The sequence below is a fragment of the Paenibacillus sp. FSL W8-0919 genome (genome assembly GCF_038003785.1).
Taxonomy (GTDB): Bacteria; Bacillota; Bacilli; order Paenibacillales; family Paenibacillaceae; genus Paenibacillus_AQ; species Paenibacillus_AQ lactis.
Window position 1 is genome coordinate 3,338,761 of record NZ_JBBOPV010000001.1, and the last position, 13,838, is coordinate 3,352,598.

15 protein-coding genes are annotated in these 13,838 nt (G+C 53.0%); 12 read left to right on the top strand and 3 right to left on the bottom strand.

Annotation, left to right across the window (positions count from 1 at the left end):
• The first annotated feature begins 33 nt into the window (after nucleotides 1-33).
• From NST44_RS15055 to NST44_RS15080, 6 genes are all read left to right on the top strand, one after another.
• Entirely contained in the window at nucleotides 34-381 is a 348-nt protein-coding gene (locus NST44_RS15055) for a DMT family transporter (protein ID WP_007127981.1), read from the top strand.
• Nucleotides 381-695: a DMT family transporter gene (locus NST44_RS15060; RefSeq protein ID WP_007127982.1), complete on the top strand. Its 315-nt coding sequence runs from the start codon at nucleotides 381-383 to the stop codon at nucleotides 693-695. Before NST44_RS15055 ends, NST44_RS15060 begins: the two co-directional genes overlap by 1 nt.
• Nucleotides 696-860: 165 nt before the next feature.
• Nucleotides 861-2,555 (top strand): M3 family oligoendopeptidase, encoded by a 1,695-nt coding sequence (locus tag NST44_RS15065; protein ID WP_007127983.1) that lies wholly within the window; start codon nucleotides 861-863, stop codon nucleotides 2,553-2,555.
• Nucleotides 2,556-2,686: 131 nt separating this feature from the next.
• Nucleotides 2,687-3,562, top strand: coding sequence for a GNAT family N-acetyltransferase (locus NST44_RS15070; RefSeq protein ID WP_007127984.1), 876 nt, complete (start codon nucleotides 2,687-2,689; stop codon nucleotides 3,560-3,562).
• Nucleotides 3,563-3,637: 75 nt separating this feature from the next.
• Nucleotides 3,638-4,189 carry an NUDIX hydrolase gene (locus NST44_RS15075; RefSeq protein WP_007127985.1) on the top strand — a complete coding sequence of 184 codons (552 nt, stop codon included), beginning with the start codon at nucleotides 3,638-3,640 and terminating at the stop codon, nucleotides 4,187-4,189.
• Between the two features lie 53 nt (nucleotides 4,190-4,242).
• Nucleotides 4,243-5,175, top strand: coding sequence for a phosphotransferase family protein (locus NST44_RS15080; protein ID WP_340900026.1), 933 nt, complete (start codon nucleotides 4,243-4,245; stop codon nucleotides 5,173-5,175).
• Between the two features lie 99 nt (nucleotides 5,176-5,274).
• Here NST44_RS15080 and NST44_RS15085 read toward each other — a convergent pair whose 3' ends face one another.
• The gene (locus NST44_RS15085) at nucleotides 5,275-5,487 is read right to left on the bottom strand and encodes a hypothetical protein (RefSeq protein ID WP_007127987.1); all 213 of its coding nucleotides are present in this window, start codon (nucleotides 5,485-5,487) and stop codon (nucleotides 5,275-5,277) included.
• Nucleotides 5,488-5,574: 87 nt separating this feature from the next.
• On the bottom strand, nucleotides 5,575-6,156 hold the full coding sequence (clpP, locus tag NST44_RS15090; RefSeq protein WP_007127988.1) for an ATP-dependent Clp endopeptidase proteolytic subunit ClpP: 582 nt from the start codon (nucleotides 6,154-6,156) through the stop codon (nucleotides 5,575-5,577).
• A 180-nt stretch (nucleotides 6,157-6,336) separates the two neighbouring features.
• On the opposite strand from clpP, the gene NST44_RS15095 reads away from it, so the two are divergent.
• The 6 genes from NST44_RS15095 (at nucleotide 6,337) to NST44_RS15120 (ending at nucleotide 12,085) form a co-directional block, all read left to right on the top strand.
• Nucleotides 6,337-7,074, top strand: coding sequence for an RNA polymerase sigma factor (locus tag NST44_RS15095; RefSeq protein ID WP_007127989.1), 738 nt, complete (start codon nucleotides 6,337-6,339; stop codon nucleotides 7,072-7,074).
• A 199-nt stretch (nucleotides 7,075-7,273) separates the two neighbouring features.
• A complete protein-coding gene (locus NST44_RS15100; protein ID WP_050953988.1) occupies nucleotides 7,274-7,756 on the top strand; it encodes an 8-oxo-dGTP diphosphatase in 483 nt (160 codons plus the stop codon).
• Between the two features lie 16 nt (nucleotides 7,757-7,772).
• Nucleotides 7,773-8,447 (top strand): HAD family hydrolase, encoded by a 675-nt coding sequence (locus NST44_RS15105; protein WP_007127991.1) that lies wholly within the window; start codon nucleotides 7,773-7,775, stop codon nucleotides 8,445-8,447.
• Nucleotides 8,448-8,465: 18 nt separating this feature from the next.
• Nucleotides 8,466-8,888, top strand: a complete 423-nt coding sequence (fosB, locus tag NST44_RS15110) for a metallothiol transferase FosB (protein ID WP_210094727.1) — start codon at nucleotides 8,466-8,468, stop codon at nucleotides 8,886-8,888.
• 41 nt (nucleotides 8,889-8,929) lie between these two features.
• Nucleotides 8,930-9,805 (top strand): NAD-dependent epimerase/dehydratase family protein, encoded by an 876-nt coding sequence (locus NST44_RS15115; RefSeq protein WP_007127993.1) that lies wholly within the window; start codon nucleotides 8,930-8,932, stop codon nucleotides 9,803-9,805.
• A gap of 132 nt (nucleotides 9,806-9,937) precedes the next feature.
• The gene (locus NST44_RS15120; RefSeq protein WP_007127994.1) at nucleotides 9,938-12,085 is read left to right on the top strand and encodes an Ig-like domain-containing protein; all 2,148 of its coding nucleotides are present in this window, start codon (nucleotides 9,938-9,940) and stop codon (nucleotides 12,083-12,085) included.
• Between the two features lie 83 nt (nucleotides 12,086-12,168).
• On the opposite strand, the gene NST44_RS15125 is transcribed toward NST44_RS15120, so the two are convergent.
• The gene (locus NST44_RS15125; protein WP_007133285.1) at nucleotides 12,169-13,836 is read right to left on the bottom strand and encodes a class I SAM-dependent methyltransferase; all 1,668 of its coding nucleotides are present in this window, start codon (nucleotides 13,834-13,836) and stop codon (nucleotides 12,169-12,171) included.
• Nucleotides 13,837-13,838 lie beyond the last annotated feature (2 nt).

Consider the following 13,838-nt stretch of genomic DNA (forward strand, 5'->3'; position numbering starts at 1 on the left):
GTTCAAAATCATGTGATGGAGGGGAGTGTAAAGATGAGAAAAGCATGGTGGCTTTTATTGCTTGCTGGCGCTCTGGAGGTCGTGTGGGTATCGGGGCTTAAGCATTCCGAGCTGTGGTGGCACTGGCTGATAACCGTCGCCTCCATAATATTCAGTTTCAAGGTGTTTCTTGAATCGGCGGCCAAGCTGCCGATCGGGACCGTATATGTCATTTTTACAGGCCTCGGAACGGCAGGGACCGTCATCGCTGAGATCCTCGTATTCGGAGAACAGGCCAACCCGCTGAAACTCCTGTTCATTGCAGGTCTGGCGGCAGGCGTGCTTGGGCTTAAGCTGGTCACGAAGGATTCCGAGGCGGGCGGAAAGGAGGCTGATGCGTAATGGAATGGATCGCCCTGGTCGGAGCCGGCCTGTGTGAAGTGCTTGGCGTTATCGCACTGAGACGGGTAACCCTTAACCGCACGCTCGGTTCGTATCTCTTTCTGGCAATCGCCTTGGGCTCCAGCTTCCTGCTGCTGACTTTGTCCATGACAAAGATATCCATGGGCACCGCCTATGCCATATGGACAGGGATGGGGACGGCCGGAAGTACGCTGCTCGGAATGTTTGCCTTCGGGGAACCGAAGGAAGGACGCCGGCTTTTGTTCATCGGACTGATTCTGGTTTCTGCAATCGGTCTGAAGACACTTTCGTAAGCCATATTAAAGCCAGGTCACCTTCCGCATAATTTCGAAGAACGTCAGCAGGATAATGCCCTACCTGTATCGAAATTACAATCGTTTGGGTTCTATAACTTTATCGTTTAGATGCCGAATGGATGAATCGTTGTATTTTTTATATGGAAAGGGCAGGTGTATGTCATGAAATTTAGCGAGTATCACTACGAGCGGCCTGACGTCAAAGCTTTCGAACAGAAATTTAAGGAGCTGCTGGATGCCTTCACATCCGCCGGATCATATGAAGAGCAGGATCAGGCAATGAAAGGAATCAACAAGCTTCGCAGCGAGTTCGATACGCTCCAGCAGATCGCAAGCGTTCGGCATTCGATCGATACCAACGACGAATTCTATAAAGCGGAGCAGGACTTCTTCGATGAGAACGGTCCGGTCGTTCAGGAATATATTACGGATTATTATCGGGCGCTGGTCGGCTCCAAGTTCCGCAGCGAGCTGGAGAAGAAATGGGGCCGTCAGCTGTTCCAGCTGGCTGAGCTCTCCCTGAAGACGTTCAGCCCTGAGGTGATTGAGGACCTGCAGCAGGAGAACAAGCTGACGACGGAATATGCGAAGCTGATCGCCTCCGCCAAAATCCAGTTCGAGGGCGAGGAACGCACGCTGTCCCAGCTGATTCCGTTCCAGCAATCGACGGATCGCGATATGCGCAAACGCGCCATGGAAGCATCGAGCGGCTTTATGGCTGAGAACGAGGAGACCTTCGATCGCATTTATGATGATCTGGTCAAGGTCAGAACGAAAATCGCGAAGAAGCTGGGTTTCAAGAATTATGTTGAGCTCGGCTATGCACGGATGGCCCGCACCGATTACAATGCCGAGATGGTAGCGAACTTCCGGAGCCAGGTACTGGAGCATATCGTTCCTGTAGCATCGAAGCTCAAGGAACGGCAGAAGAACCGGATTGGCGTAGACCAGCTGCTGTATTATGATGAGAACTTTGCGTTCAAATCGGGAAATGCAACGCCGAAGGGGGATCCCGAGTGGATCGTTGAGAACGGAGCGAAGATGTATGCCGAGCTGTCCCCTGAGACGAAGGAATTCTTCACCTTTATGCAGGAGAACGGCCTGATGGACCTCGTTGCGAAGAAGGGCAAGCAAAGCGGCGGATATTGTACCTATATCAGCGAATATGGGGCGCCGTTCATCTTCTCCAACTTCAACGGTACGTCCGGGGATATCGACGTGCTTACGCATGAAGCGGGGCATGCCTTCCAAGTTTACGAGAGCCGCAGCTTCGCCGTGCCGGAGTACAGCTTCCCGACCTATGAGGCTTGCGAGATTCATTCGATGAGCATGGAGTTCTTCACCTGGCCGTGGATGGATCTGTTCTTCAAGGAGGAAGTCGACAAATACCGCTTCGAACATTTGGCAAGCGCGTTGATCTTTATCCCGTACGGCGTGACGGTGGATGAATTCCAGCATTTCGTCTACGAGAACCCGGATGCGACGCCGGCTGAGCGGAAGCAGGCATGGCGCGAAATCGAGCGCAAATATTTGCCTCACCGCAATTACGCGGATAACGCCTATTTGGAGCAAGGGGGCTTCTGGCATAAGCAGGGGCATATTTTCAACACCCCGTTCTATTATATCGATTACACGCTGGCCCAAATCTGCGCATTCCAGTTCTGGAAGAAGATGCATGAGAACCGTGAGGAAGCATGGAAGGATTACCTCCATCTGTGCCGTCAAGGCGGCAGCAAGTCCTTCACGGAGCTGGTGAAGGTTGCGGGATTGATCTCGCCGTTCGAGGACGGCTGTGTCACGTCGGTCATCGGCAGCATTGAGGCTTGGCTTGATAGCGTGGACGATACCAAGCTCTAATAGAAATTTTGTACACATGCAGGAGAACAGCGGTCGGCTTCCTATGCCTCGTTGCTTTTCCTGCATGTTCTTTGAATAGAGAACAATTACATCGGCATCGCTGATGCTGCTTATGAAGGGGGATTTATCGCATGATTACGTATAAACCGCTGAGCGAGCTTCCGGTGAAGGAAGCCTCCGAGATATGGAATCGCTCGTTCGAAGGTTATATGGTCCAGGCATCCATGCCGCTTGACCGTTTTATTGCCCGAGCAAGCCATTTAGGACTGTGTATGGAAAGGTCGCTTGCCTGCTTTGTGGACGGGCACCCGGCCGGCATCGTCATGAACAGCTTCCGGGAGGTAGATGGGAAGAAGCTGGCGTGGAACGGAGGAACGGCCGTTGCACCGGAATACCGCGGCAAAGGCATTGGCTTGTCCATGATGGAGCGAAATTCGGAGCTTTATGAGGAGCTTGGAATTCAACGCGCCTATCTGGAAGCAATAAGCACGAACGCCGCAGCCATTAAGCTGTATGAACGGGTAGGCTATACCGTCATCGACAGACTTTTGATCATGTCCGCGGAAGGCACGTTAGCAGATAACGCTCAGGAATCCTCGGATGCCTATACGGTTACCCGCGGGCAAGCGGGAGAATTGAGAGCGGTTCCTTTCTACCGGTCCGGCGATGTGTGGCAGAATGATCTTCCTTGCATTCAGGACGGCGAATGCGTCCTCGTCTATGCAGGGAAGGAAATGGTGGGCTATGCTTTGTTTAAGCGAGCCTTCGACCCGAGCGGAAAGCCCGCGTCGATTACGCTGTTCCGTTGTGAAGCAGCCCCTGGCCATGCTGACGTCAAGGGGGTCATTGCCTCGGCGTTGTCGGAGGTGTATCAGCCTGAGCTTGCGGTGAGACGTTCTGCCTTCAATATCCGGGCATCCCAAGAAGCGTTGGTGCAGTCTCTTGAGCAGCTGGGACTTGCCACGTCCATGGAACAGGTGCTGATGGTCCGCCATTACGGGAACTGACTTGGGGCAGGGATAGGATAGACCCGCAATGGTTTTTGAACGGTAAGCCATGGATCGGAGGAGGTTGGACAGCAAATGAAAAGGGACATCGATTGGGACCAGTATCCGGCACTATCGAACGACATTCATTGGGGCGTTGTAAAGGCGCGGTATGTGTGCGACGACGAGCTCGATGAAGGCTTGGTCAGCAATGTGACCATCCTCCCCTTTGCGGGGGATCGGTGCGTCGTCTTTCAGGTTGCGGACGGAAGCTGGGAGCTTCCTGGAGGGACGTTGGAGCCGGGAGAAGGATATATGGATGCCTTGCGCAGGGAAGTGAGGGAGGAGTTGGGCGCAGAGCTGGAATCCTTCCGGCTGATCGGACAGTTTCACTGCGAATCGAGCGCTCCCGGCCCGTTTCGGCCCCATATTCCGCACCCCCGTTTTGTTCGAGCGGTCGGTTACGGGGAGGTGAGGCTCGCATTCGAGCCGCTTAACCCGGAGGGAGCCGAGCAGGTTATCGCTGTGGAGACCGTGGAGCTGGACGAAGCAGTCCGAAGGTTCGTTCAGAATGGACGGGACGATATCGCCGAGCTATACCGACTTGCCTATGCTTGCAGGAAGCGGGACAGGGAAGAAGCTGACTGAAGATATTTTATTATTAACCGTACATTTACGTCGTACCACCTAGGGGAGTAGATATGAGAATGGAAGAGCAGCTGATTCGTCTAGTGACGGTATGGTCCGGCGAGATTCCTGTCTCTATAACGCCAATGTCGTTCGGGCATACCAATCAGGTGTTTGCCGCAGTCTTCGCTCACCGGGAGTTGATTATCCGGACGAATACGGAGCCAGAGGTACTGGCATATACGGGGAACAACTTGAGCATTCTCGCCAGGCTCGGCTTGCCGGTACCAGCTGTTCTTGCGGTCGATCTTACCAAGAAGCAGGTTCCGTGGGCTTACATGATCCTTGAGAAAATCCCCGGACAGGATTTGCGCGACGAGCTTGCTGCTATGAGCAGAGAGCAGATGCGCGTGTTAGCCGGACAGATCATCTCATTTCAAGACCAAGCAGCCAAGCTCCCTGAAGGGAAAGGCTACGGATGGGTACCCATCGGTCGGCCGGGGCCGTATGCCTCTTGGTCCGAAATCATTGAGCGGGATTACGATCGTCATCTTCCTCATATCCTGGATGACATCGACCAGGAGCTTATTGGCAGGCTGGCTTCCATCAAGGAGCATTATGAGCCTTACTTTAAGAGAGTCCGGCCGATCTGTTTTCTGGATGATGTGACGATCAAGAATGTTATCGTACGGGATGGGGAACTGCAGGGGATCGTGGACTTCGACTGGGTCTGTTACGGAGATCCGCTGTATATGATCGGCCTCACCCAGACAGCCGTTGTTTCCGATATTGGTCCTGCTGGCATGCCTTATATCGAGGAGTTGTGCACCCAATGGGGCGCCGATGCGGACCAGCTGGCCGTCATCGATTTCTATTCAATGGTTCACGCACTGCAGTTTATCGGCTTTCACAAGAAGAACGGCAGCGATCCGGAGCGCAAGCGCCTTCGTTCCTTCCTGATCGATAAAATAGTCAATATGCCAATAAAACCGCATGAGCCCAAATAGGGTTCATGCGGTTCTCTGCATTCTCAAGCTAAGCTATACTAAAACCTAAAGGTAAACCAAACTGGACGAGAAGGCTTTGCCGCACTGCCCGAGGAAGGACTAGGAGGCGGTAAATCCGACCGGGGCTTTGTCTCTTTCCTTCGTATCGACCGCTACGTATCGGATCGCGGACAACGGAATGTACAGCATTTCATACTCATCCTTGTATTTAATGAATGTGTCCTCGATTTCCTCAAGTGTACCTCCGCTAACGCAGCCTCCGTCAATAAAATGAACGGCCGCCTGTTGTTTCAGCAAATGCTTCAGCATCATCGTGAGCTTCACTCCTTTAATTTATAGTGCCATGGACTCGTGAGCAATGGACCGGGGCATGTTGTTCACTGATCGAACCGTGTTTCATTACAGCTTGGTTACGATCTCATCAATGATCCCGTATTCCAGCGCTTCCTCTGCGGTCATGAAATAATCGCGGTCCATATCCCTCTCCACCCGTTCGGCTGGCTGCCCCGTACGCTCGGCCGTAATTTGAACCAGCTTCTCGCGGGTCTTCAGAATTCGTTTGGCGGTGATGGCAATATCGCTGGCCTGACCTTGGACGCCACCAAGCGGTTGATGGATCATAATCTCGCTGTTCGGAAGAGCCAGCCGTTTGCCTTTCGCACCGGCAAGCAGGAGAATCGCGCCGTAGGAAGCGGCAAATCCTGTGCAGATGGTGCTGACTTGTGGTTTGATGATCTGCATGGTATCGTAAATTCCAAAGCCTGCGGATACGGAACCTCCAGGACTGTTGATGTACATATGAATATCCCTGTCCGGATCCTCTGCCGCCAGGAACAGCAGCTGGGCGATAACACTGTTCGCCACGGCGTCATCAATCGCCGCTCCAACGAATATAATACGGTCCTTCAGCAGCCTGGAATAAATATCGTAAGACCGCTCGCCCCGACTCGTCTGCTCAACCACATATGGTATTACGCTCATGTCTTTTCCCTCCGTATTCATTCAAATTTCGTGATTCAGCAAGTAAACGATCCAGCCTGCGAAAAAGGTACGAAAGAAGCAGAAAAAAAACTTTCGATATCCGAGTAACGATATGCAGCTTTCGTTCGTTTACTTATAAGATAACCTGACGATAATCGTATACAAAGGAGTTGGCCGCCGATGACCATCTATCGACCGGGTGGCACAGAATCAGATACGGGTTACAGCCTCCCGGAGCTGAATGCAACGTTGCACCGGTACTGTCTGTCGCTTACAAGATCTGATTGGGATTCGGATGATCTCATGCAGGATACCTGGATTAAGGTGCTGGAAAATATGAAGGACCGAACCCATATGAACCCCGAGGCGCTGCTGCTGCGAATCGCGAAAAACACCTGGATTGACCGGGTGCGCAGGGAGGGCATTTACCGCCGGATTTTGGAGGATAAGCTGGAGCAGCTCCTCCCCACAGAATCCGATGCCCGGGAGGAAAATGCGCTCCATTTAGAAGTGACGTTTCAATTGTTGTTCAAGCATTTGTCGCCGCTGCAGCGGACGGTGCTGCTGCTTCGGGATGTCTATGAGTACAGCAGCGCGGAAACGGCTCAAATACTGGAGACGACGGAAGGCGCTGTGAAGGCTGCACTTCATCGGGCGCACAAGGTTCTCCGTGACTTGGACCCCGAAGAAGAGCTGCTTCTGGACACGCCGGAGGATGAGGAGATGGCCGTAAACCTGCAAGCATTGGCGATTGCCTACCAAGCAGGCGATGTTGAGACTGCCGTCAGGCTCATCCAATGGAACAGCAGCGAAGTCAGCGCAATCGGCATTGCACCGCTGCAGGCTCAATCCCCAAGCGCCAATGCGCTGATGCAATACAGCTGGGGCTATCAGCCGCAAGCGCTGATGGCGGCATAAGTATAGACTGCTTAACCTACCCATTATTCGATGAAAAACCAGAGCGAGCTCTGGTTTTTTTGCGTTCGATCATGAGAAAAATTTCATTAAATCAAACTTGTAATTTATTGGCGGGGACCCAGGCGTTATACTAGATAATAGCGAATCATCTAAGAGAAGAGGGAGGGTGCCTGTGCGTAATGAAGTGAGTCTCTACACCATGTGCATGGTACAGGACGGTACCAAGGTGCTGCTATTAAACAGGCCGGATTCGAAGGGATTCCCCGGGTATATCGCCCCTGGAGGCAAAGTTGATTTTCCGGAGAGCATCGTGAACGGAGCGATCCGCGAGGTGCGCGAAGAGACCGGACTTATAGTAAAGGACATTGTATACAAAGGGCTGGAGGAATCCTGCGAGCCGAACTCGGGGCATCGATACATGGTATTTAATTACTTGGCGACCTCCTTTGAAGGTGAACTGCTGGAGCAGCCTCCCGAAGGGGAACTTGTCTGGGTTGAGATCGAGGACGCGCTGAAGCTGCCGATGCAGGATTGGTTTAAGCGCAGATTCCCGCTGTTCTTTCAAGACGGAACGTTCGAGCTGAGCGAGATATGGGATGAGAAGAACGATAGAGTATTAGAAGAGACCGCTCGCTATTATCCAGCGAGACTTCCACAGGAGGCCGGTTATTCCGGATCATGACAAAGGGGTTGGATCGATGAGAGTGAGAGCGGCAATATTCGATTTATATGAAACCTTGATCACGGAATTTTCGGATGGCAAGCGGATATTCCGGAGGCAGCAGGATGATCCCGATCGGCTGGGTCTCTCCCAAGATGAGTTCAAGCGGGAATGGAGGGCCCGCCAGGAGCGGAGGATGAACGGGTCGTTCCCGACTTTTCATGCCGTGATCCGGGATATTCTGGAGCAGCGAAGCCTCTCCTATCCCCATGAACATGTGGAGCAGCTGTATCGGGCGCGAGTTGAAGAGAAGGGGCTTCCCTTTCAGTCCATTCGTTCGGATATTCTGGAAATGCTGGACCTGCTTAAGAAACGGGGCATCAAGCTGGGACTGATCAGCAATTGCACGGAGGAGGAGGTCATTCACTTTGGCAGAAGCCCCCTGGCATCCTGCTTTGATGAGGTTATTTTCTCCTATGAGGTCGGTATGGCCAAGCCGCAGAAGGAAATCTATCTAATGGCATGCGAACGGTTAGGGGTGACGCCTGAGGAGTCCATATTTGTGGGAGACGGTGGATCGGATGAGCTGCGAGGCGCCAGGGATGCCGGCCTGCAGCCTTACCATGCCTATTGGTTCAATACATATATAGAGAGCGGCTTCCGAAAATTGCATGCGCCTCTGGAAGTGCAGAACATCCTTGACCATCATTAGCGGACAGGAGGAATCGGGATGAACATCAGTCCGATTAATCATTTGTGCTTCTCGGTTTCAGATCTCGAGCGTTCGATCGATTTTTATCGGGAAGCATTTGGAGCAAGGCTATTGGTAAAAGGAAGGAAGCTCGCTTATTTTGATCTGAACGGTCTTTGGATCGCGCTGAATCAGGAAGAGACGGATCGTAGCCGAATTCACCGGACGTATACGCATATCGCCTTTACGATCGAGGATTGCGAATATGAATCGGCGCTGGCCAGGTTGGAAGCGCTTGGCGTTGAGATTGTTCCGGGACGCTCAAGAGATGAGCGGGATAAGAAGTCGATTTATTTTCTGGATCCCGATGGCCACATGTTCGAATTTCATACCGGTTCATTGCAGGATCGAATGGAATATTACCGGTCCGACAAGTCCCATATGACCTTTTATGATGAATGAAGTGGTGAAATGGCTCAAGATCAGAAGGAGGAGGAGAGAAGATGAAGATATTCGTTGCCGGAGCAACAGGCGTCATTGGACGGCTGCTACTGCCGCAGCTCCTGCGTGCAGGGCATGAAGTAACCGGGATGACACAGAGCGGGGAACGCGGCTCCACAATCGAACAGTTGGGTGCTCGGGCGGTGGTTGCCGATGCTTTAGACCGGGAGCGCGTGATGGAGGCCGTGGCAACCGTGAAGCCTGACGCAATCATACACCAGCTTACATCGCTGAGCCAATGGAATCTTGAGGACAATGCGAGAATACGGAGGGACGGCACGCGCAATTTAGTGGATGCCGCCTTGGCCTCAGGGGTACCGCTAATGATCGCTCAGAGCATATCCTGGGCCTATGAGCCGGGGGATTCCCCCGCGTTGGAATCGGTACCTCTTGATATCGGTGCCCCAGATCCGAGAGGGATGACCGTTGACGGCGTGAGCGCCTTGGAACAAGCGGTTTCCGAGATGCCGCGTCACGTCATCCTTCGCTACGGGATGCTGTATGGACCAGGTACCTGGTATGATCGCGGCGGAATCATGGCAAAGCGGATCTTGCATCAGGAAGTGCCCGCGACTGAAGCGATGACGTCGTTCCTTCATGTGGAAGACGCAGCGAATGCCGCAGCTCTCGCTCTTGATTGGCCGTCAGGCATCTATAACATCGTGGATGACGTGCCGGCCAAAGGTACGGATTGGCTTCCTGCCTATGCTGACGCGCTCGGAGCGCCAATGCCGGAGCTTCGGGAAGGGAAAGCTCCTTGGGAGCGGGGGGCATCTAACGCGAAGGCCCGCGGTCAGCTGGGCTGGGTTCCCCGTTACCCGACCTGGCGGGAGGGATTCAGGCTGAGCTTAGGTAGATCAAACGATATCGATGAATGAATAGGCAGAATCCATATCCTACTTTATGCCCAATTTACCCTCCGAAGGTAACGATGAACGCCCGGGCTGTCGATATAACAGATAGACCGGAAAAAAAGCCTTGCCCAGGCTAGGTACAAAGGAGAGAAATAAATGAGCTTACACAGAAAGACAACGAAGCTTGCTTTGGTCGTTGTGATGATGTTGGCGATGGTTTTTCCAACCAGCGTATTCGCCGCCTCCGGGGATGTAACATCCATTGAATTTGATACGAATGAAAGCACCATCCACCTGATCGTAAATGAGACTACGGAGCAGCTCCGGGTGCTGGCCAACATTGAAGGAACGACATCCAAACGCGACGTAACCAATGAAGCGACTTGGACCTCCTCCAATACGCGGATCGTCCGGGTAGACGGCGGACTTCTGACACCGCTGGAAAAGGGTTCGGCCCGAATCACGGCCAAATATAAAGGGGCCATCAAGACGATCGAAGTCAATGTCCAGTACGCCATTGATGAACTGAAGCTGGATCAGCCCGACAAAGCCGAGTACAAGCTCGGAACCGAAGGCTTGACGGTCAAAGCGTTGGCCGACGGGACAAACGATGTAACGACAGAAGCCAAATGGACCTCCTCCGACGAGAGCGTCGTGAAGGTGAATAAAGGCGAGCTGACGCTCGAAGGCCTTGGCACGGCGACCATTACGGCAGAGTACAAGGGACTCAAGGCATCATACAGCGTAAAGGTCATCGCTCCTTACCAGAAGCTTTCGATCGTACCAGGTGAAGATCAAGAGCTGTTGGTCGGGGATGCGCCGATTGAACTGAAGGTGTACGCGAAGCAATCCGAAACGGAGAGCGGACTCGGCACGGATGTCACCGATAAGGTCAAGCTGAAATCCTCCAACCCGGCTGTTGCGGACGTGGAGGACGGCAAGCTGAAGCCGGTGGCCTTGGGGAAAGCGACCATTAGCGTCAGCTATCTGGGCACTACCGCCAAGCTTGATGTGTATGTACGCAATCCATATGAAGCGTTGATTCTGGATCAGAATGATTTCGTAAAAAATCCGGTAATGTTTATGAACGAATCGGTGACAATCAAGACACTCGTTCGTAATGCGGCTACCTCTTCGATCGAAGTGAACGGAGAATGGACCTCCTCCAATCCGCTTGCCGTTACGGTAGACCAAGGCGTGCTTACTGCCCGCGCTGCGGGAACTTCCACCATTAAGGTCAGCTATCTTGGCATCAGCAAGGAATTCACCGTCAAGGTACATCCGACCGTGACGAAGTTCGAAATGGAAGATAGCGATATCGAGCTGCTGAAGGATGAGTCCCAATCTTATCCTAAAGTTACGGGGCTTCTCCTGGATAACGAGAAGAAGGATTTCAGCGGAGAGGTTGTCTGGACTTCCAGTGACGAGAACGTTGTAACGGCAGAGAGCAGCAAGTTCAAGGCAGTCGATGCAGGAACCGCTACTTTGACCGGAAAGATCGGTTCGAAAGAGGTAGCCACGGTTCACGTTACGGTGAACGAGCGCGTCCTGGTTCTATTGCCTGAAATTGAAGAGTACCAGCTAGTCATCGGCAAAACAGAGACGCTGCCGAAAGTGAACGCCGTATTTGAAGACGGCGAGGAGAAGGATGTAACCTCCCTGGTCGAATGGTCGCTTACAGGTTCCTCTGCGGCTGCGGTCATCAAGGACGGTACGATTAAAGGCTTGACCAAGGGTTCAACCACGCTGAAAGGAACCTATCTTAACAAGGATGTCAAGATTCCGGTTGCCGTTGAGCAGGAAGTGGTCAAGATCGTTGTAGAGCCGGAAACGATTGAACTTAACATTAAGAAGTCCAAATCGATCAAGGCAACAGGCTATTTCAGCAACGGCAAGACCATCTCGCTTTCATCCAAAATGAACTGGACCTCTTCCGATACATCCATCGTGACGGCGTCCAGAACATCGGTTAAAGCGGTGGCCGAAGGAACGGCAACCATTACGGGGGCTTATCAAGGTAAAGAAGTTAAGGTGAAGGTCAATGTCGTGCCGAAGCTGAAGAAATTGACCGCCAGCGACAAGCGGCTGGACCTGAAGCCGGGAGATATCAAGACGGTTACGGTAACCGCCGAGTATGATACGGGTGCGACGGCTAATGTTGCCGATAAGGTCGTATGGACGACAAGCAACGCCAGCGTTGCCAAAGTGACAAACGGACGAATCGAGGCGATTGCCAAAGGAACTGCCCGAATTAAAGGCAAATTCGATTCGAAGACCGTCAGCATTACCGTTTATGTAAAATAAGAGAAAAACAGCAGCCCGCCTCAAACCATGAGGTGGGCTGCTGTTTGTTCTGGCCTGATGTTTGTCATGTCGATACCGTGGTCCTAAAGCGTCGGACGGCTCACTGCGCAAGAGCTGCGTGCCGTAATCTGCTCCGCAGGGGCGAAGGCACCGCCGTCTTCGACGCTGCCGATGCTGACTAGGAGGTAGCCGGGGATGCGAGCTTTTTCCTCATTTGAAAGCCCTTGGTACCACTGCTCCAGCCAGTGCTTCACCATCTGGGCACCCTGGATGAAATCAAGGAAGGGAAGGCTCTCGAGGAACCCGATGCTTTCCTCTTGGACCATCGCAATTCCGCTGGCGGCAAACTCCTCCATAAGGGAGGATACCGGAAATTCGTCCCCGTACATCCAGGTTCCGAGCTGCTCGGCAGCTTCTTTGCCTGCTCGGTATGGCAAGCATTCGGCATAAGGGGTGAGCACGAGGATCGTGCCTCCCGGCGCAGTGACCCGCTTCATTTCCTTCAGCATCCTGATGCGATCCTCCATCTGAAAATGCTCAAGCACACCGGCATTCCAAACAAGATTGTAATGTTGATCTGGAAGCTGCAGGTTGCGGATATCCGATACGACGAAGGTGCCGGGAATGTGATCCTTTAAGAATGCGTTCCGACTTTGATAGATCGCTTGCTCGGAATAATCCGCCAACGTGACCTCGGCTCCTTCGGATGCAAGGCGCAGCGAGATTTTACCGGTGCCTGAGCCTGCTTCGAGAATACGCTTGTTCCGGATTTCTCCGATAACCCCGAGAATCTTATCGTAAATCGTTTGGCTGAGCGAATCCCAATGATACGACACTTCCTGTGTCCACAGCTGATCCCAAACCCGCTTCTGCCTGTCGATCTCTGGCATCGATTCTGCCTCCTCTTCATGAACCGGCGTATATTTAACGAACAGACGCCGAAACTCCTCCGATCCGCCATGGATATCCGCCAAATGCTTCCATCCGTAGGCGCCGTACTGATGAACCAGTCCTTCTTCATTTTTAGAAAAATCGGTTTCCCTTCCGGATAGTGACATCCGCTGGGCCATCGTGGCATGGTAGACCCATGACTCCAGACAGCATTTCGGCCTCCAACCGGTTCGGGTTCCCATGTAATAGAGCATGCCAAGAAGCAGCGAATCATCCTCGTATCCTTGCTTGCCGGGCAGAAAGCGGGGGTCATAGCCGCCAATCTCCCGTAATGTCGCCGCATGATGCACAACCGGGTGCACGAAGCCTTCCATCACATCGCCTCGCGAAAGCTGCTGCAGGGTTTCGATCAGCTTCCCGGAAGTTTCCGGCAGTTGAATGAATGTTCGAAGAGGCTGAAGCTCACCGCTCGACGTAACGATGCCGGGCGAAACCATCGGCTCGCCGGTACGGACAAGGTAGCGGATCAACGGCTCGCACCAGCCGGGAGGGAACAACATATCGATATGAATTTCGGATATATAACCGACATCCGGATATTCCTGCCAAATAAACTCGAAGCAGGATTGTCTTGCCCGGACGATGCCGGCGTTCGAGCCGTCGCCCAGGATTACGGGTGCATGGCCAAGGCGCTGCATCCATCGCCGAAGCTCCTCGTTGGAGAGGCAGCCTTGGTTATAGACAACGATGCCTTCATCGCCGGAAATGCGCAGGCTGCGTAAAGCGAGCTCTGCCATCTCCAAATCTTCCTCGCGCGAGTCGGTGCGAACGAAAAACGGCAGCGTATGAATCAGTTTCATAT